General features: G+C 71.7%; 22 protein-coding genes, 1 tRNA gene and 1 riboswitch. Of the genes, 14 read left to right on the forward strand and 9 right to left on the reverse strand.

What is annotated here, in order from left to right; genetic code table 11:
- Positions 1–118: 118 nt before the first annotated feature.
- From J7462_RS19975 to J7462_RS19985, 3 genes are all read right to left on the reverse strand, one after another.
- Positions 119–925 (reverse strand): WecB/TagA/CpsF family glycosyltransferase, encoded by an 807-nt coding sequence (locus J7462_RS19975; protein ID WP_219465445.1) that lies wholly within the window; start codon positions 923–925, stop codon positions 119–121.
- On the reverse strand, positions 922–1995 hold the full coding sequence (locus J7462_RS19980) for an NAD-dependent epimerase/dehydratase family protein (RefSeq protein WP_219465446.1): 1074 nt from the start codon (positions 1993–1995) through the stop codon (positions 922–924). The genes J7462_RS19975 and J7462_RS19980 overlap by 4 nt, the downstream gene beginning before the upstream one ends.
- Positions 1996–2107: 112 nt before the next feature.
- Positions 2108–2193 (reverse strand) — tRNA-Leu (locus tag J7462_RS19985).
- 228 nt (positions 2194–2421) lie between these two features.
- Here J7462_RS19985 and J7462_RS19990 point away from each other — a divergent pair.
- From J7462_RS19990 to pknB, 7 genes are all read left to right on the forward strand, one after another.
- A complete protein-coding gene (locus J7462_RS19990) occupies positions 2422–3219 on the forward strand; it encodes a DUF3662 and FHA domain-containing protein (protein WP_208565226.1) in 798 nt (265 codons plus the stop codon).
- A gap of 6 nt (positions 3220–3225) precedes the next feature.
- Positions 3226–3714 (forward strand): FHA domain-containing protein, encoded by a 489-nt coding sequence (locus J7462_RS19995; RefSeq protein WP_208565227.1) that lies wholly within the window; start codon positions 3226–3228, stop codon positions 3712–3714.
- On the forward strand, positions 3711–5135 hold the full coding sequence (locus J7462_RS20000; protein WP_219465447.1) for a PP2C family serine/threonine-protein phosphatase: 1425 nt from the start codon (positions 3711–3713) through the stop codon (positions 5133–5135). The genes J7462_RS19995 and J7462_RS20000 overlap by 4 nt, the downstream gene beginning before the upstream one ends.
- A 92-nt stretch (positions 5136–5227) precedes the next feature.
- The gene (locus J7462_RS20005; protein WP_208565229.1) at positions 5228–6655 is read left to right on the forward strand and encodes an FtsW/RodA/SpoVE family cell cycle protein; all 1428 of its coding nucleotides are present in this window, start codon (positions 5228–5230) and stop codon (positions 6653–6655) included.
- Entirely contained in the window at positions 6652–8157 is a 1506-nt protein-coding gene (locus J7462_RS20010) for a penicillin-binding protein 2 (RefSeq protein ID WP_219465448.1), read from the forward strand. Before J7462_RS20005 ends, J7462_RS20010 begins: the two co-directional genes overlap by 4 nt.
- 1 nt (position 8158) lies before the next feature.
- Positions 8159–9670, forward strand: coding sequence for a serine/threonine-protein kinase (locus J7462_RS20015; RefSeq protein WP_219470500.1), 1512 nt, complete (start codon positions 8159–8161; stop codon positions 9668–9670).
- Positions 9667–11475 (forward strand): Stk1 family PASTA domain-containing Ser/Thr kinase, encoded by a 1809-nt coding sequence (pknB, locus tag J7462_RS20020; protein ID WP_219465449.1) that lies wholly within the window; start codon positions 9667–9669, stop codon positions 11473–11475. Before J7462_RS20015 ends, pknB begins: the two co-directional genes overlap by 4 nt.
- A 117-nt stretch (positions 11476–11592) precedes the next feature.
- Here pknB and J7462_RS20025 read toward each other — a convergent pair whose 3' ends face one another.
- The 4 genes from J7462_RS20025 to J7462_RS20040 are packed head-to-tail and all read right to left on the reverse strand — an operon-like array spanning position 11593 to position 14510.
- Positions 11593–12243, reverse strand: coding sequence for an aminodeoxychorismate/anthranilate synthase component II (locus J7462_RS20025; RefSeq protein WP_208565232.1), 651 nt, complete (start codon positions 12241–12243; stop codon positions 11593–11595).
- Positions 12244–12247: 4 nt separating this feature from the next.
- Positions 12248–12526 carry a hypothetical protein gene (locus tag J7462_RS20030; RefSeq protein WP_208565233.1) on the reverse strand — a complete coding sequence of 93 codons (279 nt, stop codon included), beginning with the start codon at positions 12524–12526 and terminating at the stop codon, positions 12248–12250.
- Between the two features lie 5 nt (positions 12527–12531).
- A complete protein-coding gene (locus tag J7462_RS20035) occupies positions 12532–13707 on the reverse strand; it encodes a class E sortase (RefSeq protein WP_219465450.1) in 1176 nt (391 codons plus the stop codon).
- On the reverse strand, positions 13704–14510 hold the full coding sequence (locus tag J7462_RS20040) for a DUF881 domain-containing protein (RefSeq protein ID WP_208565235.1): 807 nt from the start codon (positions 14508–14510) through the stop codon (positions 13704–13706). The genes J7462_RS20035 and J7462_RS20040 overlap by 4 nt, the downstream gene beginning before the upstream one ends.
- Before the next feature lie 229 nt (positions 14511–14739).
- Here J7462_RS20040 and J7462_RS20045 point away from each other — a divergent pair, with 229 nt between their 5' ends.
- Complete coding sequence (locus J7462_RS20045) at positions 14740–15003, forward strand: cell division protein CrgA (RefSeq protein ID WP_208565236.1); 264 nt, start codon at positions 14740–14742, stop codon at positions 15001–15003.
- Positions 15004–15290: 287 nt separating this feature from the next.
- Positions 15291–17507 (forward strand): (Fe-S)-binding protein, encoded by a 2217-nt coding sequence (locus tag J7462_RS20050; RefSeq protein WP_219465453.1) that lies wholly within the window; start codon positions 15291–15293, stop codon positions 17505–17507.
- A 69-nt stretch (positions 17508–17576) separates the two neighbouring features.
- Here the strand turns inward: J7462_RS20050 and J7462_RS20055 are convergent, their stop codons facing one another.
- Entirely contained in the window at positions 17577–18257 is a 681-nt protein-coding gene (locus tag J7462_RS20055; RefSeq protein WP_255597803.1) for a GPP34 family phosphoprotein, read from the reverse strand.
- 142 nt (positions 18258–18399) lie between these two features.
- On the opposite strand from J7462_RS20055, the gene J7462_RS20060 reads away from it, so the two are divergent.
- The 4 genes from J7462_RS20060 (at position 18400) to J7462_RS33375 (ending at position 23226) form a co-directional block, all read left to right on the forward strand.
- Entirely contained in the window at positions 18400–19707 is a 1308-nt protein-coding gene (locus tag J7462_RS20060; protein ID WP_255598825.1) for a hemolysin family protein, read from the forward strand.
- A complete protein-coding gene (locus tag J7462_RS20065; protein WP_219465458.1) occupies positions 19700–20704 on the forward strand; it encodes a hemolysin family protein in 1005 nt (334 codons plus the stop codon). Before J7462_RS20060 ends, J7462_RS20065 begins: the two co-directional genes overlap by 8 nt.
- Before the next feature lie 177 nt (positions 20705–20881).
- Positions 20882–21880 carry a C40 family peptidase gene (locus J7462_RS20070; RefSeq protein ID WP_219465459.1) on the forward strand — a complete coding sequence of 333 codons (999 nt, stop codon included), beginning with the start codon at positions 20882–20884 and terminating at the stop codon, positions 21878–21880.
- A 156-nt stretch (positions 21881–22036) separates the two neighbouring features.
- Positions 22037–22173: riboswitch (cyclic di-AMP (ydaO/yuaA leader) on the forward strand.
- A 12-nt stretch (positions 22174–22185) separates the two neighbouring features.
- The gene (locus J7462_RS33375) at positions 22186–23226 is read left to right on the forward strand and encodes an NlpC/P60 family protein (protein WP_208565242.1); all 1041 of its coding nucleotides are present in this window, start codon (positions 22186–22188) and stop codon (positions 23224–23226) included.
- 50 nt (positions 23227–23276) lie between these two features.
- Here the strand turns inward: J7462_RS33375 and dcd are convergent, their stop codons facing one another.
- The gene (gene dcd, locus J7462_RS20080; protein ID WP_208565243.1) at positions 23277–23855 is read right to left on the reverse strand and encodes a dCTP deaminase; all 579 of its coding nucleotides are present in this window, start codon (positions 23853–23855) and stop codon (positions 23277–23279) included.
- A 191-nt stretch (positions 23856–24046) separates the two neighbouring features.
- On the opposite strand from dcd, the gene J7462_RS20085 reads away from it, so the two are divergent.
- Positions 24047–24601, forward strand: a complete 555-nt coding sequence (locus J7462_RS20085; RefSeq protein WP_219465460.1) for a pyridoxamine 5'-phosphate oxidase family protein — start codon at positions 24047–24049, stop codon at positions 24599–24601.
- Positions 24602–24648 lie beyond the last annotated feature (47 nt).

The raw sequence follows: 24648 nt of genomic DNA on the forward strand, positions 1-24648 counted from the left end.
ACGAGCCCCTGTTCCCACCCCGGAGCATCCCGTAGGGGTGGCCGTGTCCCGGCCGGTCGGCCCAGCGGCACGGAACCGACCGGGTCGTCGTCCCGGCCGGTCGTCCGCAGTGGACGGATCAGACCGCGAAGGTCGCCGGCCGTTCGGTGGCCGGGGCCGGCGGACGGGCCTTCCACAGGCCGGTCTTCTGGCCGGCGAGGCGGGTCAGGTAGGCGGGGTTGAGGATGACGTACCGCCGCCAGAGCCGCTTCGGCTCCAGGCCGAGCCGCCAGAACCACTCCAGGCCGGCCCGCTGCATCCACGGCGGCGGCTGCCGGAGCAGGCCGGCGTGGTAGTCGAAGGCCGCGCCGACGGCCATCAGCGGCATGTCCAGCAGGGGTCGCATCGCGTACGTGAAGACCTCCTGGCGGGGGCAGCCCAGGCCGACCAGGACCAACCGGGCACCGCTGGCCCGGATCCGGTCGGCGATCTCGACGTCCTCGCCGGGCTGCACCGCGCGGAACTTCGACGGCTCCACCCCGGCGATCTTCAGGGCCGGGAACATCCGCTCCAGCGCCGGGATCAGCTTCGCCAGGGTCTCCTCGGTCGAGCCGTACAGGTAGACCGGCAGGCCCTCGTCGGCGAAGCGGCGCAGCACGTGCAGGGTCAGCGTCGGGCCGTAGACCCGGTCGGCCAGGCCGGCGTGGTGCAGCAGGTTGAGCGCCCAGCGCACCGGCTGGCCGTCCGGGGTGACCACGTCGAAGGAGTTGAGCCGGGCGTTGTGCGCCGGGTCGAGCACCCCGGTCATCACCCCGTGCACGGCCAGCGCGGTCAGCGCCAACGGCCGGCGGTCCCGGGCCGCCGCGACGACCTGCTCGGTGGCCGAGGCGTAGTCGGTGGCGTCGACCAGGACGCCGAGGACGTTGCGCTTGCCCTGTGCGGTCATGCTCCCGGCACCCACTTGTCGACGTTGGCCTGGTAGATCTCCCGCATGATCATGGGTACGTCGTAGACCTGCTTCCAGCCCGGGTAGTCGGCCTGGAACGCCTCGTTCGAGCCGATCCACCACTTGTGGTCGCCGATCCGGTTCGCGTCGACGTACTCGGTGATCATCTCCTGGCCGGTGATCTCCTCGGCCAGGGCGAACGCCTCCCGGTTGGAGGTGTTGGAGTGCCGGCCGCCGCCGAGGTTGTAGACCGCCGCCGAGCGGGGCGCCCGGAAGAACGCCTCGAACGCCGACACCACGTCGGAGCTGTGGATGGCGTCGCGCACCTGCTTGCCCTGATAGCCGAAGATCTTGTAGGTGCGGCGCTCCATGTTGGCCCGCATCACGTACCCGAGGAAGCCGTGCAGCTCGGTCGCGGAGTGCGCCGGGCCGGTCAGCGTGCCACCCCGGAAGCAGGCCGTGCGCATGTCGAAGTAGCGGCCGTACTCCTGCACCATCACGTCCGCGGCGACCTTGGAGGCCCCGAAGACCGAGTGCAGGCAGGCGTCGATCGACATGTCCTCGCGGATGCCCTGCTCGTACGGGTGGCCCGACTCGATCTCCCAGCGGGTCTCCTGCTCCACCAGCGGCAGGCTGTTGGGGCGGTCCCCGTAGACCTTGTTGGTCGAGCAGTGGATCACCGGCGCCTCGATGCAGTGCTCCCGCACGTTCTGCAGGACGTTGAGGGTGCCACCGGCGTTGACGTCGAAGTCGGTGAACGGGTCCCGTACCGCCCAGTCGTGCGACGGCTGGGCGGCGGTGTGGATCACCACGGCGATGTCCCGGCCGTACCGGGCGAAGAGCTTGCCGAGGGTGTCCCGGTCGCGGATGTCGATGCTGTGGTGCGCGTACGCCGACCCCAGCTCGTCGGTCAGCCGCCGGACGTTCCACGCGGTCGAGGCCTCGGCGCCGAAGAACTCCTGCCGCATGTCGTTGTCGATGCCGACCACGTCCAGACCGAGCCCGGCGAAGTGCCGGACCGCCTCGGAACCGATCAGACCGCCCGACCCGGTCACCAACGCGACACTCACACGACACCCCTGGTCAAAGGTAGGAGGCTGGAAAAACCACCGGAGCATAGCCTGACGTCCGGTACGCCCCGATACGAAGTGAGGGCCCCGCGACTGCGGAGCCCTCGTCTGGTGGTGGGGATGGGGGGAGTTGAACCCCCACGTCCTTTCGGACACACGGACCTGAACCGTGCGCGTCTGCCATTCCGCCACATCCCCGTGGCACGACCGTCGAACGCGGTAGTGCGCGTCGACTCCGCCGTCTCCGGCGGGCCGGCAACATGCTACCCGGTCCTGCGGTCTCGCCTCGACCGGTTACCGTTCCTGCGAGCGGTCACCCTTCGTGGCGGACGAAAGAGTAGCACGGGCCTGGGGGCCGCTCCGAACGGGCCGCCGCGCGGTGGCCGAGCGGCGCGCGAGCTGCGCGCGCGCCGTCCAGATACCATCATGTCCTCGGGACCCGAGGAGGAGCCGGTGAGCGTGCTGCAACGCTTCGAGAAGCGTCTGGAAGGCCTGGTCGAAGGGGCCTTCGCCAAGGTCTTCAAAGGGGTGGTCCACCCCGTGGAGATCCTCAACGCCATGCAGCGGGAGGCCGAGGCGCACAAGGCCATCCTCGCTGGTGGCCGCACCCTGGTGCCCAACCGCTACGTGATCGATCTCTCCCCGTACGACCACAGTCGGTTGGCGCCGTACGCCGCTGCGTTGGCCCAGGAGCTGGCCCAGTCTCAGGCGGAGTTCATCGGTGAGCAGGCGTGGACGGTCTACGGCGACGTGATCGTCGAGGTCGAGCGGGGCGAGGGGCTGGACACCGGCATGTTCCGGGTCACCGCTGAGGTCTACACCGGCGGCGAGGTCGCCCCGGTGTCCTCCCCGGGCGGCTACGACCCCGGCCCGCCGGCCTACCCGGCGTACGACCAGGGCGGCGGCTACGGCCCGCCGCCCGGCCACGGCGGTGGCGGCGCGCGCAACGTCCGGCTGGTCTCGGGCGACGGCCGCACCTATCCGTTGCAGATGGGCTCGACCGTGATCGGCCGGGGCGACCAGGCCAACCTGCGCCTGCCCGACGTCGGGATCTCCCGACGGCACGCCCGGCTGGACTTCGACGGCGGCCAGGTGGTGCTGACCGACCTCGGGTCCACCAACGGGACCATGGTCAACGGCCAGCGGGTCTCGGCGGTCGCCCTCAACCCGGGCGACATGATCCAGCTCGGCACCACGACGCTGACCTTCCGCGTGGACGGCTGACCCGCCTTGCCGGAACTCGTCATCACCGTCGCCCGGTTCGGGTTCCTCATCCTGCTGTGGATCTTCGTGTTCACGGTGGTGGGTGTCATCCGTCGGGATCTGTTCGCCGGTGCCCGGTCGGGCCGGCTGGTGGCCGCGCCGCGGGGGGTCGGCGCCTCGACCCAGCAGCAGGCGGCGAAACCGGCGAAGGCGAAGCGGGGCCGGGCGGCCCACCAGTTGGTGGTCACCGCCGGCCAGCTCGCCGGCACCCGGATCACCCTCGGCGAAGCGCAGATCACCATCGGTCGGGCCGAGGACTCCACCCTCGTCATCACCGACGACTACGCCTCCGCCCGGCACGCCCGGCTGGTGCCCCGGGACGGTCAGTGGTTCGTCGAGGATCTCGGCTCGACTAACGGCACGTACCTCGATCGCGCTAAGGTCACCGGACCAACCCCCGTCCCCCTCGGCGTGCCGATCCGTATCGGCCGCACCTCTCTCGAATTACGGCCATGACTCTGACCCTGCGCTATGCGGCCCACAGCGACCGCGGTCTGATCCGAGACGGAAACCAGGACTCCGTCTACGCCGGGCCGCGGCTCCTCGCCGTCGCCGACGGCATGGGCGGCATGGCCGCCGGTGACGTCGCCAGCAACATCGTCATCGGTGCCATGGCGCCGCTCGACGAGGACGTCCCGGGGGACGCGCTCGTCGACGCGCTGCGATCGGCCGTGGGCACCGCCAACCAGCAGCTCCGCGACACCGTGGACGCCAACCCGCAGCTGGAGGGGATGGGCACCACGCTCACCGCGACCCTCTTCTCGGGCAGCAAGCTCGGCATGGTCCACATCGGCGACTCGCGTGCCTACCTCCTGCGCAACGGCGAGTTCGCCCAGATCACCAAGGACGACACCTACGTCCAGATGCTCGTCGACGAGGGACGGATCAGCGCGGAGGAGGCGAGCAGCCACCCCCAGCGCTCGCTGCTCACCCGCGCCCTCGACGGCCGGGACATCGACCCGGAATACAGCGTCCGGCAGGTGCTGCCCGGGGACCGCTACCTGATCTGCAGCGACGGCCTCTCCGGTGTGGTGAGCGCGGAGACCATCGGCGACAGCCTCCGGGAGTACACCGACCCGCAGCAGTGCGTCGAGCGGCTGGTGCAGCTGGCCCTGCGCGGCGGCGGCCCGGACAACATCACCGTGATCATCGCGGACGCCACCGACCAGGACATCGTCGAGGCGAGCCCGATCGTCGGCGGGGCCGCCGCCCGGGACCGGGGGATGGCCACCGCGGCCGACGACTCCACCCCGGCGGCCCGCGCGTCGGCGCTGGCCGCCCCGCGACCGCCCGCCCCGGAGGAACCCGCCGCCAACCGGGACGACGACCCGGAGCGCCCCCGCCGGCCGCTGCGTACCGTGGCGATGCTGGCGGCCCTGCTGGTCATCCTCGGTGGTGGCCTCTTCGCCGGCTGGAGCTACACCCAGCGGCAGTATTACGTCGGGGCGACCGACAACGGGCAGCTCGCGGTCTTCCGGGGGGTCCCCGGCCAGGTCGCCGGCCTCGACCTGTCCAGCGTGAACTCGACCAGCCAGGCCAAGCTCGACGACCTGACCCTGGCCGCCCAGGAGCAGGTCAAGCAGGGCATCCAGGCCAAGAGCCGGCCGGACGCGCTGCGCCGGTTGGCCGAGCTGACCAGCGAGGACCCGGGCAACCCGAACCTGAAGCCGGTCTGCCCGCCGGTTCCCTCCCTCGTCACCGGCTCCCCGGTGCCGGCGAACTCAACGGTGCCGCCGAGCCCCGGGGCGACCAGCCCCGGCGCGACCGGCGTGCCGATCGTCACCGGCACCCCCACGCCGCCCACCACACCCGACGCCTCGGCCTCCGACGCGGTTCCGCCGGCCGGAGACCCGGCGGGCTGCCGGTCGCCCGAGTGACCGCCGGCTGAGATCCGAGGGACACCTTCTTGACCGCAGCGGCCCAGCCGGTAGTCTCGCCCGCCACGACGGGCGAGCGGCCCGGCGTACGTATGGCGCGGTCCCGGCGTAACGCCGAACTGTCCCTGCTGGCGCTGGCGATGGTGCTGGTGGCCGCGTACGGGGCGATCGTCGAGGCGAACCTGCTCGACACCGTCACCCGCGACTTCTGGATGCCGGCCGCCGCGCTGGGGCTGGTCTTCTTCGGTATGCACCTGGTGATCAGGTGGTTGGCACCGTTCGCCGATCCTGCCCTGCTACCGGCGGTGGCCCTGCTCAACGGCATCGGGGTGGGCTTCCTGCGTCGCCTCGACCTGGGCAAGGCCGCTCCCGCCGACCGGGAGACGCTGGCCATCTTCGCCGGCACCGGTGGCCGCCAGCTGGCCTGGACGCTGGCCGCGGTGATCCTGGCCGCCGGGCTGCTGGTGGTGATGCGCGACCACCGGGCGGTCTCCCGGTACGCGTACACGCTGGGGTTGGCCGGCATCGTGCTGGTGATGATCCCGGCGGTGCTGCCCGGCCGGTTCTCCGAGATCAACGGCGCGAAGCTGTGGATCCGGGTCGGTGGGTTCAGCATCCAGCCCGGTGAGTTCGCCAAGCTCGCACTGCTTGTCTTCTTCGCCTACTACCTGGTCCGCAAGCGTGAGGTGCTGTCGCTGGCCAGCCGCCGCGTCCTCGGCATCGACTTCCCGCGTGGCCGGGATCTCGGCCCGGTGGTCGGGGTCTGGCTGATCAGCCTGCTGGTCCTGGTCTTCGAGAAGGACCTCGGCACGTCGCTGCTCTACTTCGGCATGTTCGTGGTGACGCTCTACATCGCCACCGAACGGGTCAGTTGGCTGCTGATCGGTCTCGTCCTCTTCTTCGGCGGCGCCTACCTCGCGTACGTGCTCGGTGGCACTGTGGGTGGGCCGTTCGCCAACTTCTACACCCGCGCGGAGATCTGGCTCGACCCGTTCGCCGAGCCGTACGACCGGGGTTACCAGCTGGTGCAGGGGCTGCTCGGCCTGGGCAGCGGTGGCCTGTTCGGGTCCGGGCCGGGTGCCGGGGAGCCGCTGGAGATCCCCGAGGTGCAGAACGACTTCATCTTCGCCGGCATCGGTGAGGAGATCGGCCTGTTCGGGTTGACCGCGCTGCTGGTGGTCTACCTGCTCGTCGTCGAGCGGGGGCTGCGGGCCGGGCTGGCGGTGCGGGACTCGTTCGGCAAGCTGGTCGCCGGTGGTCTCGCCTTCACCCTGGGGCTCCAGGTCTTCGTGATCGTCGGCGGGATCAGCAAGCTCATTCCGCTGACCGGTCAGACCACCCCGTTCCTGTCCGCAGGTGGCTCGTCGCTGATGGCGAACTGGCTGCTCATCGCGGTGCTGCTGCGTATCTCCGACGCCGCCCGGCGGCCGGTGGCCCAGGGTGGCGGCCCGGCGGCCCGGCCGGGTGGCGGCCCGCCGGAACAGCTGCACGGTGCTCCCACGGAGGTGATCCGCCCGTGAACGCGCCCCTGCGCCGCGTCGGCGTCGTCGTCATGGTCCTGTTCGGTCTGCTCTTCGCCAACCTGAACTGGATCCAGGCCTACAAGGCGGACGAATACCGCAACAGCGACTACAACGGCCGGGTCCAGGTGGCCGAGTACGAGCGCCGGCGGGGCAACATCGAGGCCGGCGGCACCGCCGTGGCCACCAGCAAGGAGACCGGCGGCAAGCTGAAGTTCCAGCGCAGCTACCCGGCGGGGACGAAGTACGCCCACGTGCTCGGCTACAAGCCGGTCAACCTGGGTGACACCGGCATCGAACGGCTGGAGAACGACTTCCTCGCCGGCACCAGCGACGCCCTGCTCGGCAACCGGATCAAGGACATGTTCACCGGCGACGAGAGCGGCGGCGGCAACGTGCTGCTGAGCATCTCGAAGCGGGCCCAGGACACCGCCTACGAACAGTTGCGCAACAACCGCAACGGGGTGAAGAAGGGCGCGGCCATCGCCATCGACCCGCGTACCGGTGCGGTGCAGGCGCTGGTCTCGATGCCCAGCTTCGACCCGAACCCGCTGGTCGACCACGACACCAACGTGGCCTCCGCGGCCTACAACAAGTACGAGCAGGACCCGGACGGCCCGCTGAAGAACCGGGCGCTGTCGGAGGTGCTGCCGCCCGGCTCCACCTTCAAGATCGTGATAGCCGCCGCCGCCCTGGAGAACGGGGTCGGCAAGGACACCGAGATCCCGGCCGGTCCCAGCTGGACCCCGCCGACCTCGGGCACGCCGATCCGCAACGCCGCCCCGTCGATCTGCCCGGAGGCGCAGGTCACCCTGATGGACGCGGTCACCGAGTCGTGCAACACCGGCTTCGCCCAGCTCGGCGTGAAGCTCGGCGCGGACACGGTGAAGGAGAAGGCCCGGCAGTTCGGCTTCGAGCAGGACGACCTCACCGTCGGGCAGCTCGGCGAGGGGGGCCTGCCGGTGGCGGCCAGCCGGACCGGCGACATGCAGAACCCCGACGGCGGCACCGACCCCGCCGCGCTGGCGCAGTCCTCGATCGGCCAGAACAACGTCCGGATGACCCCGCTCCAGGGGGCGCTGATCGCCGGTTCGGTCGCCAACAAGGGCCGGCAGATGCGTCCCTACCTGGTCAAGCAGCTCCTCGGGCCGGACCGCACCACCAGCTACTACAACGCCCAGCCCCGGGAGCTGCGCCAGCCGGTCAGCGGTCAGGTCGCCGACGACCTGCGGGACATGATGGTCAGCGTGGTCAAGAACGGCACCGGCAGCTCGGCGGACATCGACGGCTACACCGTCGGCGGCAAGACCGGCACCGCCCAGTCCGCCCCGGACCGGCCCGACCACGGCTGGTTCATCGGCTTCGCGCTGGACAAGAACGGCAACGCCGTCTCCGCGGTCTGCGTGGAGCTGGAGCAGGCCGGCAGCGGCGGCAGCGCCGAGGCGGCCCGGATCGGCGGCAAGATCATGCAGGCGGCCATCGCCGATGCGGGGGGCCGCTGACATGCTCAGCCCCGGGGTGCAGCTCGGCAACCGTTACCGTCTCGACGAGCGGATCGCCAGCGGCGGCATGGGCGACGTGTGGCGCGGCACCGACCAGGTGCTGGGCCGTACGGTCGCGGTGAAGAGCCTGCTCCCGGCGCTGCTCGACGAGCCCGGCTTCGCCGAACGGTTCCGGGGCGAGGCGCGCACCATGGCCACCATCAACCACCCCGGCGTGGTCGACGTCTACGACTTCGGCAGCGACCAGGAGATCGCCTTCCTGGTGATGGAGTACGTCGAGGGCGACGCCCTGTCGGCGACGCTCAGCCGGGTCGGCCGGCTCACCCCGGCCCGGACGATGGCGCTGCTCGCCCAGGCCGCCGACGCGTTGCACGCCGCCCACGAGAAGGGCATCGTGCACCGGGACGTCAAGCCGGGCAACCTGCTCGTCCGGCCCAACGGGACGCTGGTGCTGACCGACTTCGGCATCGCCCGGTCCGAGCTGGTCGGTCAGCTCACCGCCGCCGGATCGGTGCTCGGCACCGCCTCGTACATCTCCCCCGAGCAGGCCACCGGCGCGGTGGCCACCCCCGCCTCCGACGTGTACGCCCTCGGTGTCGTGGCCTACCAGTGCCTGGCCGGTCGGCGACCCTTCGAAGGCGACAACCCCCTCGAAATCGCCATGCGGCACGTCCGGGACACTCCCCGGGCCCTGCCCGGGGACATCCCGCCGCAGGTCAAGGCGATCGTGGAGCGGGCCATGGCCAAGGAGCCCGGCCACCGCTGGCCGAGCGCCGCCGCCCTGGCCGCCGTTGCCCGGCAGGCCAAGCAGGTCCTCTCCCAGCAGGCCCGAGCGGGGGGCGGACATCCCGGCCCGGTGTCCGGTGGTCCGGTGTCCGGTGGTCCGGTCTCGGGTGGCCCGGTCTCCGGGGCGGCGCCGGCCTCCCCCGCCGGCCCGATGGCCCGGGCCCAGGTGCCCGCCGTACCCCGGCAGCAGCCGGCGGCGCTGGCCCACCAGCACCGTCCGCCGGTCAGCGGGCAGGCCCGTCCGCCGGTCGGTGGGCAGTCCCGGCCACCCGTCAGCGGTCAGGCCAGGCCGCCGGTAGCCGCCCGGCACCCGCAGCCACCGGTGGCGCAGCAGCGCCCGCCGGTCCAGGCCACCCCGATGACCCGGCCCTATCCGCAGCAGCCCCGGGGCGCGGCGGCAGTCCCGTCGGCCCCGCTGCGTGTCGACCGACCCATGGGGTACGCCCGGCAGCCGCTCCCACCCCCGGCCCCGCCACAGCGTTCCCGGTCCGGCATGGTGACCCTGGCGATTCTGCTGGCGGTACTGGTGCTGGTCTGTTCCGGGGTGCTCGCCTACGCGGCGCGACAGCGGACCAGCGCCGGTGATCCCAGCGCGCCCCAGATGACGTCCGGCGCGCTGAGTGCCTTCGGACGCGACGATCCGGCCGGGACGTCGTACCGTCGGGTGGTACGGCTCGAACCGGGTGCCGGCGAGACGACGACGAGCGAAGGACGACGAACGCGATGACAGCCCAGGCCCGCCTGCTCGGTGGCAGGTACCAGGTCGGCGAGCTGCTCGGTTACGGCGGCATGGCCGAGGTGCACCGCGGCCGGGACCTCCGGCTCGGTCGGGACGTCGCGATCAAGATGCTCCGGACAGACCTGGCCAGGGACGCCACCTTCCAGATGCGGTTCCGCCGCGAGGCGCAGAACGCCGCCTCGCTGAACCACCCGGCGATCGTCGCCGTCTACGACACCGGCGAGGAGACCGCCCCGACCGGCGAGACCCTTCCGTTCATCGTGATGGAGTTCGTGAACGGGCGGACCCTCAAGGAGGTCCTCGGCGTCGAGGGGCGGCTCCAGCCGCGCCGGGCGTTGGAGATCTGCGCCGACATGTGCGCGGCCCTGGAGTTCAGCCACCGGCACGGGATCATCCACCGGGACATCAAGCCCGGCAACGTGATGCTGACCCAGACCGGTCAGGTCAAGGTGATGGACTTCGGCATCGCCCGTGCCCTGGCCAGCGGCGCCACCACGATGACCCAGACCAGCGCGGTGATCGGCACGGCCCAGTACCTCTCCCCGGAGCAGGCGCGCGGCGAGGCCGTCGACGCCCGCTCCGACGTGTACGCCGCCGGCTGCGTGCTGTTCGAGCTGGTCTGCGGTCATCCGCCGTTCGTCGGCGACAGCCCGGTCAGCGTGGCGTACCAGCACGTGCGGGAGGCCCCGCCGACGCCCAGCGACATCAACCCGGACGTGACCCCGGCGATCGACGCGATCGTGCTGAAGGCGCTGTCCAAGAACCCGCTCAACCGCTACCAGAGCGCCGGTGAGATGCGGGCCGACCTGCTCCGTGCCGCCGCCGGCCGGCCGGTGATGGCGACCCCGGTGATGAGCCAGGACGAGACCACCCCGATGGCGGCGGCTGCGGCCGGTTACCCGACGCAGATGGTCGGTCAGCAGACCCGGCACATCCCGGCCCGGGTCGGTGACCCGCAGCGGCGCAAGAGTTCCGCCTGGGTGATCGCGGCGTTCGCGGCGGTCGGGGTGCTGGCGGTGATCGCCCTGGTCGCGGCCCTGCTGATGAACGGCGACGAGACCAAGACGAGCCCGGTGCCCAACCTGGCGGGCAAGACGCAGGACGCCGCCTTCACCGAGATCCGCAACGCCGGCCTGGTGCCGGCGACCGGTGACCAGGTCTTCGACAGCACCTGCAAGGTGGGTACGGTCGCCCGGCAGGACCCGCCGGCCGGCACCCCGCTGGCCGAGAACCGTCAGGTGACGGTGAACATCTGCGGCGGCAAGCCCGAGGTCAGCATCCCGACCGGCCTCAAGGGCAGCAAGGTCGACAGCGCGCAGGCTCGCCTGAAGGACGCGAAGTTCGTCGTCACCGTCGTGGACAAGGACAGCGAGGAGAACGAGGACATCGTCCTCGACGTGTCCCCGCCCGAGGGGGAGAAGGTGCCGGAGGGCACCAAGGTCACCCTGACCGTCTCCCGGGGCAACGTCCGTGAGGTGCCGAACGTCAAGGACCTCAGCCAGGCGGAAGCCATCCGGGCCATCGAGAACGCCGGTTTCAAGGCCAACCCCGAACTCGGCTCGGAGGTGCCGGCGGACGAGGCCGGCAAGGTGCAGAGCCAGAACCCGAAGGCCGGCACCAAGAAGACGAAGGGGAGCACGGTCACCATCGTGGTGAGCGTGCCGGAGGTGACCGAGCCGCCGACCCCGCCGACCCCGACCACGCCGGTGCCGACCACCACACCGCCCGGTGACGGCACCGGGGGCGGGTTCCCGCTGCCGCCCACCCCGCCGTTCCGGGTCGAGGACCAGTGACCCGTACCCTGCGATGACGTTCAGGCCCGGTCCGGTTGGACCGGGCCTGGCTCTTTCGGCGGTGACCGACCGGCACCGGTCGGCGCGTGCCCCGGCGCTCGGGCGGCGTCGGCCGTGTCAGTTGGTGGCGAAGGCGGCCCGGCGGCGGGCGTCGACCTCGGCGGCCAGCTCCGGGGCGCGTTCCAGGGCCTCCGGGTGCCCGCAGGCGGCGACCCAGTTCGCCAGCATCAGGTGGCCGCCCTCGGTGAGCACCGACTCCGGGTGGAACTGCACCCCCTCGATCGGCAGGGTCCGGTGCCGCATCGCCATCACCACACCGGACTCCGTCCAGCCGGTGACCTCCAGCTCGTCGGGGAGCGTCTCGGGGAGCACCGCCAGCGAGTGGTAGCGGGTGGCGGTGAACGGGTCCGGCAGGCCGGCCAGCACCCCGACGGAGTGGTGCCGCACCTCGGAGGTCTTGCCGTGCAGCAGCTCCGGTGCCCGGGTGACGGTCCCGCCGAACGCCTCACCGATCGCCTGGTGGCCGAGGCAGACGCCGAAGATCGGCAGCTCCCCGGCGTACCGGCGGATGACGTCGAGGCAGATGCCGGCGCGGTCCGGGCTGCCCGGCCCCGGCGAGAGCAGGACGCCCGCCGCGCCGACCCGGCCGACCTCGGCGACGTCGATCTCGTCGTTGCGGCGGACCTCGCACTCCACCCCGAGCTGGCCCAGGTACTGCACGAGGTTGAACACGAAGGAGTCGTAGTTGTCGATCACGAGGACACGCATGGGCTCACTGGTCCGGAGAGGGGGCGGGTGGGGTGTTGTTTCGGTCGGTGTCGTACGGCAGGTCGTGCCCGTCGCCGGCCGGCGCGTCGGGATCGACGGCGGAGTCGCCGCCCGGGTTGCCGGAGTCCTGGGTCACCTGGACGTCGTCGAAGGGCAGCAGCGGCTCGGCCCAGGGGAAGATCACATACCAGAGCAGCGCCACCGTCGCGGTGGCGAGCAGCACCGATCCGATGAGCTTGCCGGGCAGCCCGAAGGGCAGCTTGCGCCAGATGAACGAGTACACCGTGGTCAGCCTCGCAGTTCCGGCGGTGGGCCCTCGGACTTGGGCTGCGCGCGGTCGAGCTCGGCGTGGACGATCAGCCGCTGGTAGTTGTCGAATTTGGGGTTGCAGGTGGTCAGGGTGAGCAGTTTGCGGGTGGCCTTCGCGTTCGGCTCGCCCGGCACCGGAGCGACGACCTCTACCTGGTCGGGGCGGACGATCCGGGTCTGGTAGACCTTGTAGACGTACCAGTCCTGCTTGCCCTCCAGCAGGATCGCGTCTCCGGTCTTCAGCTCGTCCAGCCGCCAGAAGGTGGCCCGGTTGCGGTGCCCGGCCACGGAGAAGTTGCCCACCTCGCCGGGGAGCGCGCTCTTCGGGTAGTGGCCGGGGGCGTACCGGATGTCCTCCTGGGTGACGCCCTCGACGACCACCCAGTTCTTGTCGAGGCTGGGGATGTAGAGCCCGGCGATGGGCTTGCCCTCGGCGGGGGCGACCTGCTTGGCCGGGGTGCTCGGGCTGACCGTCGGGTCGCCGGTCGGGCCCCACGCCTGTTCTAGTTGCTTGTTGAGTTTGCTCTGGTGGGCGTCGACGAGGGCGGACTTGCCCCAGATCTCGTACCCGGCGAACAGGAGCACCACCAGTCCGAAGGTGATCAGCACTTCGCCGCTGACCCGTACCCCGGTGCGCAGCCGTGAGCCGAAGCTGGGCCGGGTCAGCTCCGAGTAGACGCTCTTGTAGCCCTCCCCGGTCTGTTCCGGGCGCAGCTGCACGACCCGCTCACCCCGCCGGGGCGGGGGTGGTGGCGGGGCGGGCTCGCCGGAGCCGGGGTGTTCGGGGGCGGGCGGCACCGCCCCCATCAGGGCGGTGGAGTCCAGCGCCGGGTTGTTCGGTCGGGCCGGCACCACCGGCAGCAGCGCCGTGGCCGCCGGGTCCGCCGGGTGGTCCGGTCCCGGCCGGCCGCGCTCCACCGGCCCATTCCCGGGTACGCCCCGACCGTGGCCCGTGCCGGGGGCGGGGCCGCCCGGCCAGGCGGGTGGCGGTTGGCGTGCCGGGAGCACGGGGGTGGGCCAGGGGCCGGTGGGTTCCGGGCGGGCCGGCTCGGTGCGGGTGGCGGCGGGCGGCGTGGACCGGTCGACCCTGGGGAGGAACGCGGTCGGCTCGTCGTGCTGGTCGCCGCCGTGCGGACCCCCGCCCTGCCGGGTCATCGCGGCACCGTCGCCGATCGCAGCGCCGTGGAGTCCTCGAACGCGGGCACGGTGACGGAGCCGACGTGCTCGGAGTAGCCGAGCTGGTAGTGGTCGACCGCCTGCTTGAACAACCCGACTCCCTGCGAGCCGGCGAGGGCCTGCTGGAGGGCAGCGGGATCGCCGATTGCTACGATCTTGAATGGTGGCGAGTACACCCGGCCGTGCAGCAGCAGGGTGTTACCGACGCAGCGTACCGCGCTGGTGGAGAGCACGCGGACGTTCATGATGGACATGGCCTCCGCGCCTCCGGCCCAGAGCGCGTTGACCACGGCCTGCACGTCACCCTGGTGGACGACGAGGTCGTCGTTGGTGGCGCCCTTGGGTAGGGTGCCGTCGTTGCGGCGGGGGGCGTCGTTCAACTCGACCGTCACCCCGGAGCCGGTGAGCGCGGTGAAGCCGGCCGCCTGTTGGAGGCCCTGGGCGCGGTCCCGCTGCTCCTTGATCGGTGCGTCGGTGTCGGCCAGGGTCTCGGTCTCGCCCTCCACATCGGCGCGCAGCCGGGCGGCCCGCAGCTCGCTGGCGGCCACCTGCTCCCGGCGGTCCTCGATCAGCTGGGTGAGCTGGGGCCGGCGGTCCTCCCGCAGGGCGGTGCCGCCCGCCGTGGTCGCCGTGGTGGTGAAGAGCAGTCCGGCGGCGGCGGCGATCAGTGGCACGCCGATCGACCAGCCCGGTCGGCGCTGCCGGGGGCGGCGGGGCAGGAAGGCGGCGACCGCCCGGCGCATGGCCTTCTGCCAGGACGCCGCACCGGATGTGTACTCCACCCTGCGTTCCTCTCCCGTCGTCTGGTGACGCCCGTCACGGTGCGGATCGGGTCGTCGACGGCGCGTCGACCCGACCGAATCCGGTCACCGTGGGCACCGGATCGACCCCATTCATGGCCTGAACCGGCCTTCCGGACTACGCTAGCTGTCGAACATTATTGGCCATGGACCGTCGCCCCCGCGCCCGGTTGTCAGGCCGGACGAGGTCGTCACCCCTCTGGAGAGCGTCGTGCCCAAGTCTCAGGTCCGTAAGAAGAAGGTGTACACCCCGCCGACGGACGTCCGTCCGACGACGACCGCGGCGACGCGCAAGCCTAGCCCGGTGTGGCTGCCGGTGACCGCTGTCGCGTTGATCGTCGGCGGCATCGGCTGGCTGGTGGTCTACTACCTCTCCGAGCAGGAGTATCCGGTCGCCTCGTGGGGCTACTGGAACCTCGCGGTCGGTTTCGGCGCGATGGTGGGTTCCCTGGTGCTGCTCTCCCGCTGGCGTTGAGCCCGGCGCTGCGGCGCCCTCCACGACACGACCCAGGTCATCGCGTACGCCCCCAGCCCGGCGCTTCGGCGTCGGGCCCCCTATGGTGTCCGCAGGGCGGCGTGGCCTGGTGCGAGAAGATTCACGTTACCGTCGGGTAACTTTCGCGTAGGCTGCACCGCATGACCGAGCGGAGCGAGGTCGTCGACCGGTCCGGTCGGGGGTGCGGCGGCGGCAGGCCGGGCACCTCCTGAACCGGCCCCGGCCGCCGCGCCGCTCGCCAGGCAGCAGACCGGGAGGCCAACTCGATGGGCAGCGTCCAGATCGTCACCACGGTCCTCGCCGCCGCCATCACCGCGGTGGCGGTGTGGCTCGCGGTGCGTGCGGTGCGGAAGATGGTGGCCGTCATCCGGCTGGGGCAACCCGCGCCGGAGCGGTTCACCGACAAGGGCACCCGGGCGAAGACCATGCTGGTCGAGACGGCCGGCCACACCCGAATGCTCAGGTGGGGCGTGGTGGGGGCCGCGCACTGGTTCGTGATGGTCGGCTTCATCGTGCTGTCACTGCTCGTGCTGGAGGCGTACTTCGAGGTCGTCTCGTCGACCGGCGGGCTGCCGCTGATCGGTGGCCTCGCCGTGTACGGCCTGGTCACCGAGGTGATCGCGGTGCTCGGCACGGTCGGCATCGCAGTGCTGATCGCGATCCGGATCCGCAACCGGCCGACCCGGCCGGGTGGGCGCTCCCGGTTCACCGGCTCCACCATGTGGCAGGGCTACTTCGTCGAGGCGGTCGTCCTCGCCGTGCTGGTCATGGGGTTCGTGATCCGGGGCTTCAAGGTCGCCACCGACCACTTCGAGTACCCGCTCTGGGCCACCCCGGTCAGCCACGCCGTCGGCGCGCTGCTGCCCGCCTGGCCGGCCGGCGTGAGCATCGCCGCCCTCATCAAGATCGTCATCTCGATGACCTGGCTGATCGTCATCGCGCTGAACGTGACGATGGGCGTCGCCTGGCACCGCTTCCTGGCGTTCTTCAACATCTTCTTCAAGCGCGAGCCGGACCGGCCGGCCGGCTCCGGGCTCGGCCCGCTGCGGCCGATGACGAGCCAGGGCAAGCCGCTCGACTTCGAGGAGGCCGACCCCGAGAAGGACCAGTTCGGCGTCGCCCAGGTCGAGCAGTTCACCTGGAAGGGGCTGCTCGACTTCAGCACCTGCACCGAGTGCGGGCGCTGCCAGTCGCAGTGCCCGGCCTGGAACACCGGCAAGCCGCTGTCGCCCAAGCTGCTCGTGCTCAGCCTCCGCGACCACGCGTACGCCAAGGCGCCCTACCTGCTGGCCGGGGGCGGCAAGGACCTGACCGGCGAGGAGAAGGCCACCGCGGCGCAGCTCGCCCACCTCGACGTGCTCACCCTCGCCGAGGCCGACAAGCCGTTGATCGGTGACGCCGAGGCCGGCGGTGTGATCGACCCGGACGTGCTGTGGTCCTGCACCACCTGCGGGGCCTGCGTCGAGCAGTGCCCGGTCGACATCGAGCACGTCGACCACATCGTCGACATGCGGCGCTACCAGGTGCTGATCGAGTCGAGCTTCCCGTCCGAGGCCGGCGTCATGCTGCGCAACCTGGAGAACAAGGGCAACCCGTGGGGTGCCCCGCAGAACACCCGCGAGGACTGGACCAAGGGCCTGAGCTTCCCGGTGCCCCGGGTCGGCGAGGTCGACGACTTCGAGTACCTGTTCTGGGTCGGCTGCGCCGGGGCGTTCGAGGACCGGGCCAAGAAGACCACCCGGGCGGTCGCCACCCTGCTCAACGAGGCGGGCGTCTCCTTCGCCATCCTCGGCGAGGGCGAGACCTGCTCCGGTGACCCGGCCCGCCGGATCGGCAACGAGTTCGTCTTCCAGATGCTCGCCCAGCAGAACGTCGAGACCCTCAACGAGGCGTTCGAGGGCCGGGACAAGACCAAGCGCAAGATCGTCGCCACCTGCCCGCACTGCTTCAACACCCTCGGCAACGAGTACGGCCAGCTCGGTGGCGAGTTCGAGGTGGTCCACCACACCCAGCTCCTGGCCCACCTGGTCAGCACCGGCAAGCTCACCCCGGTGCAGCCGGTCGACGGCGGCGTCACCTACCACGACCCCTGCTACCTGGGCCGGCACAACCGGGTCTTCGCGGCGCCCCGGGAGGTGCTCGGCAGCGCCGTCAACGGCGGTGGCAGCGCCGACGGCACCCTGATCGAGATGCCCCGCAACAGCGAGCGCTCCTTCTGCTGCGGCGCCGGCGGCGCCCGGATGTGGATGGAGGAGAAGATCGGCAAGCGGATCAACGTGGACCGGGTCGAGGAGGCCATGTCCACCGGGGCGCGCACGGTCGCCGTCGGCTGCCCGTTCTGCTCGACGATGCTCAACGACGGGGTGAACGGCAAGGGCGCCGGCGAGCAGGTCGAGGTGGTCGACGTGGCCAGCGTGCTGCTGCGCTCGGTCAAGCCGGACACCGCGCCGGGCGAGAAGGAGACCGCGCCGACCGCCGGCTGAGGTCGTACCCCCGCCGGGGCGGACGCACGACGGCGGCGGCACCCACCGGTGCCGCCGCCGCAGCGGTCGTCAGGACGTCGTGGTGGTGATGATGGCGGCCGTGGTGGTCACCGTGGTCGCCATCATGATCGCGGCCTGGGTCTCCTCGATCGCCTTCTTCGTCGCCGCGGACGCCCAGTCCCCGTCGGCGATCTCCGTGGTGCGGGCCTTGAGCCGCTCCTTGGGCAGCTCCCGGAAGAGCTTGCGGTCCAGCCCCACCGCCCGGGTCAGGCCGAGCAGCGCGGCCGTCCGGGCCTCCACCGGGCCGTCGGCGAGCAGCGCGTCGAGCATCCGCTGCCGGGCCGCCGTCTCCGCCGTCGGCTCCGCGCCGGTCGGCGACGGATAGCGGGTACGCGGAAAGACCAGCAGCACCCGGTCGGAGTCCCGGCGCAGCACCCCCGTGTCGACCAGACCCGACAGCACCCGGTCGGGCAGCCCCTTGGCCAGCCGGCTGATCCAGTCCTTGGGTCGGCGACGCTTGCCGTCGGCGGCCACCCGGGCGAGGGCGTCGTCGAGCACCGGCCGGCCGACCGGAGTCGGGTCGGTCACCGCCAGCCGGTCGTCGGCCACCTCGACCCGACCGGCGAGGGCCAGCTCCAGCAGGACCGCCCCGGACAGCCCGTAGTCGAGGTGGGGCCGGCCGAGCCGGTTCACCCCGGTGTCGTCGTAGGCGAGCAGGACCAGTTCGTCGGCGAGGGTGAGTGGTGCCATGCCGTCCACGCTAACCCGGTGGCGCGAGTCCCGCCGCTGGGCCGATCCGACGACGCCGGTGACGGTGAGCCACGCCCCGGTGACTGCGGGACGCGGTCGTGAAACAATCACGCCCATCGACTCTCTGCTGCTCGGTACGCTGTTGCCCCTGGTCGGCTTCGTGCTGCTGACCGCCGGCAACGCGTTCTTCGTTGCGGCCGAGTTCGCCCTGGTCACCGTCGATCGGGCGGAGATCGACCGGCGGGCCGAGGCCGGCGACACCACCGCCGCCACCGTCCGTCGGGCGCTGCGCGAACTGTCCTTCCAGCTCTCCGGGGCGCAGCTCGGCATCACCCTCACCGCGCTGCTCACCGGCTACCTGGCCGAACCGGCCCTCGCCCGGCTGTTCGACCCGCTGCTGGCCCCGCTGGGCGGTGCGGACCGGTTCGGTCCGCTGCTCGCCCTGGCGTTGGCCACCCTGCTCTCGATGCTCTTCGGCGAGCTGGTGCCGAAGAACCTGGCGCTGGCCCGGCCGATGCCGGCAGCGCTGGCCACCGCCGGGCCGATGCGCGCCTTCTCGCGGGCCTTCGGCTGGCTGATCAGAGGGCTGAACAACTCGGCCAACCGGCTGGTCCGCCAGCTCGGGGTGGAGCCGCAGGAGGAGTTGGCCAGCGCCCGCTCCCCGGAGGAACTGGGCCTGCTCGCGGCCATCTCGGCCCGCGCCGGGGCGCTGCCACCGGACACCGCCATGCTGCTGCGGCGCACCATCCGCTTCGGCGACAAGCGGGCCGCCGAGGCGATGACCCCCCGGGTGGACGTGATCGCGCTGCGGGCCACCGCCACCGTCGCCGAGCTGCTCGACCTGTCCCGCCGGACCGGTCGGACCCGGTTCCCGGTCTACGAGGAGACCCTCGACCTGGTCACCGGGGTCGCGGCCGTACCCGACGCGCTCGGGGTGCCGCTGGCCGCGCGGGCCGGCACCACCGTCGCCTCGGTCGCCCGCGAGCCGGTGTACGTGCCGGAGAGCCTCGACCTCGACGGCGTGCTGGCGGCGTTGAAGGCCGCCGGGTCCGACCTGGCGATCGTGGTCGACGAGTACGGCGGCACCGACGGGGTGGTGACCGTCGAGGACCTGGTCGAGGAGCTGGTCGGGGAGATCGCCGACGAGTTCGACCCGGCCACGGTGGACGACGCCCACGACACCGGGCTGACCGTGCCGGGTGGGGAACGGACCGTCCTGGTCGACGGGGTGCTGCGGGAGGACGAACTGTACGAGCAGACCGGCTTCCGGCTCCCCGAGGGGCCGTACGAGACGCTGGCGGGGTTCCTGATGGCCCGGCTGGGGCACATCCCGCTGCCCGGCGAGACGACCGGGGCGGACGGTTACGAGTTCACCGTCGTCGAGGTGGAGCGGCACCGGATCGAACAGGTCCGGGTGGTTCGCCCCGAGGAGCCGCACGTCGATGACTGAGCTGCTGGTGGCGGTGGTGCTGCTGCTCGGCAACGCGTTCTTCGTGGGCAGCGAGTTCGCGTTGATCGCGTCCCGGCACACGGTGGTGGAGCCGTTGGCCGCGACCTCGAAGCGGGCCCGGTGGGCGTTGTCGGCGATGAACCAGATCCCGCTGATGATCGCCGGGGCGCAGCTCGGCATCACCGTCTGCTCGCTCGGGTTGGGCGCGATCGCCGAGCCGGCCCTGGCCCACCTGCTGGAGCCGGTGTTCCACGCGGTGCTGCTGCCGGCGGGCGCGGTGCACCCGGTCTCCTTCCTGATCGCCCTGGGCGTGGTGGTCTTCCTGCACACGGTGGTCGGCGAGATGGTGCCGAAGAACATCACCCTGGCCGGGCCGGAGCCGTCGGCGCTCTGGCTGGGGCCGGCGATGCTGGCGTTCTGCCTGGCCACCAAGCCGCTGCTGCTGGCGATGAAGTGGGCGGCCCGGCAGGTGCTGCGGCTGTGGGCGGTGGAGGCCGCCGACGCGGTCAAGACGGTCTTCACCGCCGAGGAGTTGGCCGGGCTGGTGGCCCAGGCCCGTACCGAGGGGCTGCTCGACGCCGAGGAGCACGCCCGGATCACCGGCGCGTTGGCGTTGCACGCCCGGACGGCGGCGGACGCGCTGCAGCCGTGGTCGACGGTGACCACGGTGGCCGAGGACGTCTCACCGGCCTCTCTGGAGGTGCTGGCGACCACCACCGGCCGGTCCCGCTTCCCGGTGGTGCAGCGTTCCACCCGCCGGGTGCTGGGCTTCGTGCACGTCAAGGACGTCCTGGGGTACGCCGGGGCGTCCCGTCGGGCACCGGTGCCGGCCGAGGTCTACCGGCCGCTGGCCGTGGTGCCACCGGACCGTACGCTGGCCGATCTGCTGCTGGCGATGCGACGCGAGCGGCGGCACATGGTGCTGGTGAGCGACGGTCGCCGCCCCCTGGGTGTGGTCACGCTCGACGATGTATTGACAGCAATCGTTGGAAATTGAGCGAACACCCTTTGTGTGCAAGCGATTGCACTGATGTGATGGAGGGCCCACCCGCCTTGATTCCCCACCGGGACTCCCCCTAATGTTGCACCGGCCGCTGTGGGTCGTCTGCCTCCTTCTTCCCCTTAGCGAGGCGCCCGGCGGTCGGTTGCAAAGGAGTCGACGCCGGTGGCAACCATGCCCCCTCAACGTCACGTCCAGGGCCAGCCGCCCGCCCGGCCGGCAGTCCTTCGGCGGGTCGCCCGCCGCCTGCTCACCGTGGTCGCGGCGGTCGCCGTCGGTGCCGGGATGCTCGCTGTGCCGGCCCACGCCGCGCCGTCGCCCGAGGAGATCGAGGCGGCTCTCGACAAGCAGTGGGAGCAGCTCGAACCCACCATCGAGAACTACAACAAGGTCCGGGCGCAGCTGAAGGTCAACCGCAGGAAGTCGGCCGACCTGCAGAAGAAGATCGAGCCGTTGGCCCTGCAGAGCGAGTTGGCCCTCGGCCGGGTGGGCGACCTCGCCTCCCGCTACTACAAGTCCGGGCCGTCGCAGGAGTTGAGCGCGCTGCTCACCACCAGTCGGCCGGGCACCCTCGCCGCGCAGTTGACCATTCTGGACCGGCTCGCCGCCGAGCAGCGGCGGGAGGTCGAGGCGGTGCTCGTGGTGCGCCGCAAGTACGACGCCGAGAAGCAGAAGCTCGACACCCTGATCGCCGCCGAGGTGCAGCAGGAGAAGGATCTCGCGGCCAAGAAGACCAAGATCAACGCCGAGATCAAGCGGCTCCAGGCGGCCATGCCGAAGACCACCGTCAAGGTGAACGGCTGCCCCACGATCAACGGGGTGGTCAGCTCCGCCGCCCGGACCGCGATCGCCACCGCCTGCGCGCAGGTCGGTGACCCGTACGTCTGGGGCGCCACCGGGCCGAACTCGTTCGACTGCTCCGGGCTCACCCAGTTCGCCTACAAGGCGGCCGGCATCTCGCTGACCCACTTCACCGGTGCCCAGTGGAACGAGGGCAAGGCCATCCCGCGCTCCGAGGCCCGCCCCGGCGACCTGGTGTTCTTCTTCAGCGACCTGCACCACGTCGGGCTCTACCTGGGCAACGACATGATGGTGCACGCACCCCGGACCGGTAAGCCGGTCCAGGTGACCAGCATCAACTACATGCCGGTGGCCGGCTTCCGCCGACCCTGACCAGCGCAGACGCCAACCCCCGGCCCGATGGGCCGGGGGTTGGCCCGTCTTCGGGTCACGGAGTGTGCCGGCCCGGCGGGTTGCGGATCGATAACGACCATCTCTACTCTGGTCAATCGTCGGTCGGCACCAGGTCCGCCCCACCCGGGGTGGCGTCGGCCGGCACCGCCGAGTCGCCTCCGGGCGAGCCGGGGACCCAGGTACGCCGGGGTGAATCCGCAACCACTGCGGTAGGGCGCTCCCTTCCCGCCCGAACCCGTCAGCTAACCCGGTAGGCGGTCGAGGAAGAAGGAGCCCGGAGCCCGGTGGCACACGATGCCCCGCGCCCACCGTCACGCCGGTCGACCCAGGTCGCCCGCGAGACGACGGTGCCGCGCCCACGTTGGTCCCGCTTCACCACCACCCTCGCCACCCTGGCCGCTGTCGCGGTCGCCCTGACCGGTGGCGCCACGGCAGCCCACGCCGACCCCTCGGTCGCCGAGATCGAACGACAGATCGACCAGGACTGGAACAAGCTCGAACCGATCATCGAGCAGCACAACGCCACCCGCACCGACCTCGCAGCCAAGCGCCGGCAGGCCGACGAACTGGGCAAGCGGATCGCCCCGCTGCAACGGCGGGTGGACCAGGCGATGAACCAGGTCAGCGGCCTCGCCGTCCAGGCGTACAAGGGCGAGAACATGTCCACCGTCAATGCGCTGCTCGGCAGCCACAGCCCCAGCCAGGTGGTCGAGCAGTTGGGGTTGCTGGACCGGTTCGCCAGCCGCCAGCAGCGCGAGGTGCGGACCGTCGCGGCACTGCGCGACGAACTCGCCGCGACCAAGGCGCCGTTGGACGAGATGGTCGCCCAGCTGACCCGTACCGAGGCCCAGTTGGCGGCGAAGAAGAAGCAGATCAACACCGAGATCGACAAATTGCAGAAGCTGCGGCTGAAGGTCTACGGCAACGGCGGCGGGGGATCACTGCGCCCGGCACCCTGCCCGGCCGGCTACCCCGGCGGCCCGTCCGGCACGGCCGTCAAGTTCGCCTGCGCCCAGATCGGCAAGCTGTACGTGTGGGGCGCGGCCGGCCCCAACAACTACGACTGCTCCGGGCTGACCATGGCCGCCTGGGCGAAGGCCGGGGTGTCGCTGCCGCACAACGCCCGGCAGCAGCGCCAGGTCACCGACCGGGTCAGCCGGGCCGACCTGCGCCCCGGCGACCTGGTCTTCTACTACTCCGACCTGCACCACGTCGGGATGTACGTCGGGGACGGCTGGGTCGTGCACGCCTCCCAGGCCGGCAAGCCGATCACGATGAAGCGGGTCGACGACGGGCCGGTCAACAGCTACGGCCGACCCGGCTGAGCCACGCGTCCGGGCCCCCTGACCCGGGGGCCCGGCCCGGTGGGGTGTGGTCAGCGGGTGGGCCAGATGCGCCAGTTCTGCCAGGAGCGGCTCTGCGTCGGCCCGCGCTGGCCCTGGTAACGCGACCCGTACACCTCCGAGCCGTAGGGGTGCTCGGCCGGCGAGGAGAGCCGGAAGATGCAGAGCTGGCCGATCTTCATGCCCGGCCACAGGGTGATCGGCAGGTTGGCCACGTTCGACAGCTCCAGCGTGACGTGGCCGGAGAAGCCCGGATCGATGAAGCCGGCGGTCGAGTGGGTGAGCAGGCCCAGCCGGCCCAGGCTCGACTTGCCCTCCAGCCGGCCGGCGAGCTGGTCGCCGAGCGAGATGACCTCGAGCGTGGAGGCGAGCACGAACTCACCCGGGTGCAGCACGAACGGTTCGCCCGCCGGCACCTCGACCATCGACGTCAGGTCGTCCTGCTGCACGGCCGGGTCGATGTGGGTGTAGAGGTGGTTGTTGAAGACCCGGAACAGCTTGTCGAGGCGCACGTCGATGCTGGACGGCTGCACCAGACTCGGCTCGAACGGCTCCAGCGCCAGCGTGCCGGCCTTGATCTCGGAGACCAGGTCCCGGTCGGAGAGCAGCATCGGGCCACCCTATCGAGCACGCCAGTCCGCCCTGCCTACCGGGCCGTCCCGCCGGCCTCGTCGGCGCGTCGGCCGCCCCGACCCACCGGGCCGCCGGCGGTCGTCGTCGGCGGTGGCTGCGGGGCGGATGCCGGGCCCTTCCACCTGCGTGTCGGACTGATTTTCGAACGCCTGTTCGATAGGATGACGGCATGGCATCATGGTCCGCATTCGCCGCCGACGAGCCCCGACTCGCCGACGGGATCCGCCTTCTCCTCCAGCAGTACGGGCCGGGTTTCGGCTACCTGGCCACCGTCCGCGCCGACGGTGGTCCCCGGGTGCACCCGGTCTGCCCGCTGGTCACCGACGGCGGGCTCTTCTGCTTCGTCGTCGACTCACCCAAGCGACGCGACCTCGAACGTGACGGCCGCTACGCGCTCCACTCGTTCCCGGCGGAGGAGAGCGACGACGAGGCGTATCTCGCCGGTCGGGCCGAGCCGGTGGCCGATCCGGCCCGGGTGGCGCTGGTGGCTGCGATCGGTCGGGCCGCTCCCCAGGTCGACTGGCGGCTCTTCGAGTTCAGCGTGGACGTCGCCATGCTGACCCGGCGTGACCACGGCGGCCAGTTGCGTCCCGACGGCGGGCGTCCCGCCGTGCAGGTCTGGCTGGACCCGACAGCGGGCCGGCCGGGTGTCGCCGACCTGCCCGACCAGCGGCCGGCCCGGCGTGGTCGGCACGGGTTCGACACCCGGCGTACCGCCGCCTGACCCGGAAGACGACGGTGCCGGCCCCGTCCGGGAAGGACGGAGCCGGC

The sequence above is a fragment of the Micromonospora sp. RL09-050-HVF-A genome, assembly GCF_019374995.1.
GTDB classification, from domain to species: Bacteria; Actinomycetota; Actinomycetes; order Mycobacteriales; family Micromonosporaceae; genus Micromonospora; species Micromonospora antibiotica.

Coding starts and splice junctions, on each gene's coding strand:
- J7462_RS20065 (WP_219465458.1), top strand. CDS start 19,700: ATGACTGAGCTGCTGGTGGCGGTGGTGCTGCTGCTCGGCAACGCGTTC.
- J7462_RS19975 (WP_219465445.1), bottom strand. CDS start 925: ATGACCGCACAGGGCAAGCGCAACGTCCTCGGCGTCCTGGTCGACGCC.
- J7462_RS20005 (WP_208565229.1), top strand. CDS start 5,228: ATGGCGCGGTCCCGGCGTAACGCCGAACTGTCCCTGCTGGCGCTGGCG.
- J7462_RS20070 (WP_219465459.1), top strand. CDS start 20,882: ATGCCCCCTCAACGTCACGTCCAGGGCCAGCCGCCCGCCCGGCCGGCA.
- J7462_RS20000 (WP_219465447.1), top strand. CDS start 3,711: ATGACTCTGACCCTGCGCTATGCGGCCCACAGCGACCGCGGTCTGATC.
- J7462_RS20025 (WP_208565232.1), bottom strand. CDS start 12,243: ATGCGTGTCCTCGTGATCGACAACTACGACTCCTTCGTGTTCAACCTC.
- J7462_RS19990 (WP_208565226.1), top strand. CDS start 2,422: ATGTCCTCGGGACCCGAGGAGGAGCCGGTGAGCGTGCTGCAACGCTTC.
- J7462_RS20015 (WP_219470500.1), top strand. CDS start 8,159: ATGCTCAGCCCCGGGGTGCAGCTCGGCAACCGTTACCGTCTCGACGAG.
- J7462_RS20050 (WP_219465453.1), top strand. CDS start 15,291: ATGGGCAGCGTCCAGATCGTCACCACGGTCCTCGCCGCCGCCATCACC.
- J7462_RS20035 (WP_219465450.1), bottom strand. CDS start 13,707: ATGACCCGGCAGGGCGGGGGTCCGCACGGCGGCGACCAGCACGACGAG.
- dcd (WP_208565243.1), bottom strand. CDS start 23,855: ATGCTGCTCTCCGACCGGGACCTGGTCTCCGAGATCAAGGCCGGCACG.
- pknB (WP_219465449.1), top strand. CDS start 9,667: ATGACAGCCCAGGCCCGCCTGCTCGGTGGCAGGTACCAGGTCGGCGAG.
- J7462_RS20085 (WP_219465460.1), top strand. CDS start 24,047: ATGGCATCATGGTCCGCATTCGCCGCCGACGAGCCCCGACTCGCCGAC.
- J7462_RS20055 (WP_255597803.1), bottom strand. CDS start 18,257: ATGGCACCACTCACCCTCGCCGACGAACTGGTCCTGCTCGCCTACGAC.